This window comes from Flavobacteriales bacterium (assembly GCA_013001705.1).
Lineage (GTDB): Bacteria > Bacteroidota > Bacteroidia > Flavobacteriales_D > JABDKJ01 > JABDLZ01.
Genome location: JABDLZ010000023.1, coordinates 1 through 3,643 on the forward strand (window position 1 = coordinate 1; position 3,643 = coordinate 3,643).

At 49.7% G+C, this 3,643-nt stretch carries 4 protein-coding genes; 3 read left to right on the forward strand and 1 reads right to left on the reverse strand.

Annotated features, from left to right (window positions below; all coding sequences use genetic code 11):
• On the forward strand, positions 1-1,326 hold a 1,326-nt coding region (locus HKN79_00605; protein ID NNC82052.1), incomplete at its 5' end, for a M1 family peptidase.
• On the opposite strand, the gene rfaD is transcribed toward HKN79_00605, so the two are convergent.
• Positions 1,327-2,301: an ADP-glyceromanno-heptose 6-epimerase gene (gene rfaD, locus HKN79_00610; protein ID NNC82053.1), complete on the reverse strand. Its 975-nt coding sequence runs from the start codon at positions 2,299-2,301 to the stop codon at positions 1,327-1,329.
• A gap of 384 nt (positions 2,302-2,685) precedes the next feature.
• Here rfaD and HKN79_00615 point away from each other — a divergent pair, with 384 nt between their 5' ends.
• Entirely contained in the window at positions 2,686-3,105 is a 420-nt protein-coding gene (locus HKN79_00615) for a 6-carboxytetrahydropterin synthase (protein ID NNC82054.1), read from the forward strand.
• On the forward strand, positions 3,102-3,643 hold a 542-nt coding region (folE, locus tag HKN79_00620; GenBank protein NNC82055.1), incomplete at its 3' end, for a GTP cyclohydrolase I FolE. The genes HKN79_00615 and folE, both read left to right, overlap by 4 nt.

Here is a 3,643-nt window from a genome sequence, read left to right on the forward strand (position 1 = left end):
ATGGCCATGAGCTATTATCCCAAAGAGGGCAATCCACTGTGGGAGCAGTACAGCACCAAGGCTGTTGCCCAAACACTGGAGACCTATTCCAAGCACACCTTCGACTATCCCTATCCGGTGGCCATATCGGTCCATACCAAATGGATCGGGATGGAATACCCCATGATCTGCTTCAACGGTGGGAGACCGGCTGCAGATGGCACCTACTCGGCACGCACCAAGCATGGGATGATCTCAGTGATCATCCATGAGGTGGGGCATAATTACTTCCCTATGATCGTGGCCAGTGATGAGCGTCAATGGACTTGGATGGATGAAGGACTGAACACCTTCCTTCAGTATCTCACCGAGCAGGAATTCGATCGCAATTATCCATCGCGCAGAGGGGAACCGCGGAACATCGTGGACTATATGAAAGGGGATAAGGATAAGATCTCACCCATCATGACCAACTCGGAGAGCATCCATCAGTTCGGGAACAATGCCTATGGCAAACCGGCCACGGCACTGAATATCCTGCGTGAGACCATCATGGGTCGCGAACTGTTCGATCATGCATTCAAGGAGTATTCGCAGCGCTGGATGTTCAAGCATCCAGAGCCTGCCGATCTCTTCCGAAGCATGGAAGATGCCTCGGCTGTGGATCTGGATTGGTTCTGGAGAGGTTGGTTCTTTACCAATGAGCATGTGGATCTGAGCATTGATAAAGTCGTGTGGTACACCATCAAGGATATGGATCCCGAGGCGATGGAGAAGGCCCGCCAGGAGGAAGAGGCAGAGGAAGCTCCTATGCGGAATTACGAACGCAATCTGGGAGACATTCCCGAAACACGATTGGAGAAGGACCCAACGCTCAATGATTTCTACACACGGCCAGAAGAGCGCTATGGTATCACTGACGAAGAGCGCCATGCATTCACCGATTTCAAGGATGCCCTGACCGAGGAGGAAAAGGCTATGTACTACAGCGGTGACCAATTCTATGAGATCACCTTCAGCAATCACGGAGGATTGGTCATGCCATTGATCGTGAAATTCGACTATGTGGATGGCAGCTCAGAGATCATCCATGTGCCGGCCGAGATATGGAAGAAGAACCATGAAACGGTCACCAAAGTCTTCAAGGTGGAGAAAGAGGCCAAGGCCATATACTTGGATCCCTACCAGGAAACAGCCGATGTGGATATGAATAACAATGCGTGGCCCAGCATAAGTTACCCGAGCCGTTTCGAACTCTTCAAACAGAACTATGCTGGCTGGGGTGGCGGAGGCCCGAACGAGATGCAGAAGAAAGGCTTAGGCAAGAAGAAAGAAGGGGAGGAGTGATCAGTGATACTTCTCTTTGGTCAAATAATTCTGCACATAATCCTCTACACCCTCTCTCAGTTTCATGAAGGGATGGTCATAACCGATGCTCCTGAGTTTGCTCATGTCTGCCTCGGTGTAGTATTGGTATGTATCTCGGATATCCTTAGGCGTATCGATGAATTCGATAACAGGATCCTTATCCAATGCGGCAAAGGTGCTTTCGGCCAATTCGCGGAATGACTCGGCCCTACCTGTCCCCAGATTGTACAATCCGCTGTCTTTGCGGTGATGCATGAGCCAGTACATCACCTCGACCACATCTTTCACATAGATGAAGTCGCGCAGCTGCATTCCGTCCTCATAGTCCTCGCGGTGACTTCGGAATAGCTTGACCTTACCATTCTCCTTGATCTGATTGAAAGCATGAAAGACTACACTGGCCATACGCCCTTTATGATATTCATTGGGTCCATAGACATTGAAGAACTTCAACCCCGCCCAATAGAACGGCTTCTTCTCCTGCTTCAAGGCCCACTTATCGAAATCGTTCTTGCTGTCACCATAGGGGTTCAGCGGTTTGAGCTTCTCCACAATTTCATGACTGTCCACATAGCCATGCTCTCCGAGTCCATAGGTAGCAGCCGATGAGGCATAGACCATGGGTAGTGCATGCTCGATGCATTTGTTCCAGAGCGCTTTGGTGTAGTTCAGGTTCAATTCATCGAATATCTCCGTGTCGAATTCAGTGGTATCGGTGCGCGCACCGATATGGAAGATGAACTGGACGAAACGTTCGTTCTCATCCAACCATTGGATGAGGTCTTTCCGGTCTACCAGGGCGGTGTAGGTCTTGTCCTCCAGATTGGGCATCTTGCCTTCGCGTTCGGCCTTCTCAAAGTCGTCCACCAGGATCAAGTCATTGAAATCCTCCTGATTCAATTTGGAGACCAGACAACTCCCGATAAACCCTGCAGCTCCTGTGATAATTATCATGGGCGTGAAGGTACATAAGCAGAGAATTCGCTGCCGAATTCTATAAAAAGGGCTGAAATTGACCAGCAATGGGTATAAAACCTACCATTGATGGGTATTGCAGGAAAGGGAGTCGGATGCAATATTTGTTAGTACAACACGACTCGCACTAAGGTCCTCACGAGAATAGCGCAGAAGGGAAAGGAATTGAATGGATCCGCATTCGACCCGATCGAGTCACAGTGAGAGCCAAAGATTTGGTTTAGTGGCGTCCCCTCTGCATTCCCGCTCAACAGAGGGGATGCTCTTTTTGCTACCCACTAAAATAAGGGAATCAGCGTATCTACCTCTCTCGTACCGCTCAAAACAGCATATCTTCACGGGCTCATGTCCACTATGGTGTAAATGGCAGAGGTGCAACTCATACGTAGAGAACGATTCAATGCCGCCCACAAACTCTGGGTAGCGGATTGGAGTACAGAGAAGAATCACGAGGTATTCGGGAAATGCGCCAATGAGAATTGGCATGGTCACAATTACGAACTCTTTGTGACCGTTAAAGGTGCACCCGATCCGGTAACCGGTATGGTCATGGACCTCAAGGATCTCAAGCATATCATCCATAAGGAAGTCATCGATGATCTCGATCATCGGAATCTGGATATGGATGTGCCTTGGATGAATGGGCGCATATCCACTGCCGAGAACATTGCCATAGCCATTTGGGAGCGATTGGAAAGTCCTATTGCAGATCAGGGTGCGCGATTGCATCAGGTCAGGCTATGGGAGACCGAGAATAACATCATAGACTATTTTGGATCATGAGCGCAGAGGCCATCAGATTAGAACCCGATTATCAGAAATCCTACGAACGCGTGGAGGAATACAATTCAGAAAAGACCGAAGCCATAGCCCGTCTCTATGATGATGTGCTTAAGCAATTGGGAGAAGATCCTACGCGAGAAGGGCTTCTCAAGACGCCTGAGCGTGTGGCAAAAGCCTTGCAGTTCTTGACCCATGGATATGACATGGATCCTGAGTCCATTCTACGTGGTGCCATGTTCGCTGAGGAATATTCACAGATGGTGGTCGTCAAGAGCATCGAGGTATACTCCATGTGCGAGCATCACATGTTACCTTTCTTCGGAAAGGCCCACGTGGCATACATCCCTGATGGTCACATCGTGGGGTTGAGCAAGATTCCCCGAGTAGTGGATGTCTTTGCCCGTAGGTTGCAGGTACAGGAGCGATTGACCAATGAGATCAGGGATTGTATCCAAGAAACGCTCAGTCCAGCGGGTGTTGCTGTGGTGATAGAGGCCCAGCACATGTGCATGCAGATGCGTGGCGTACAGAAGCAGAA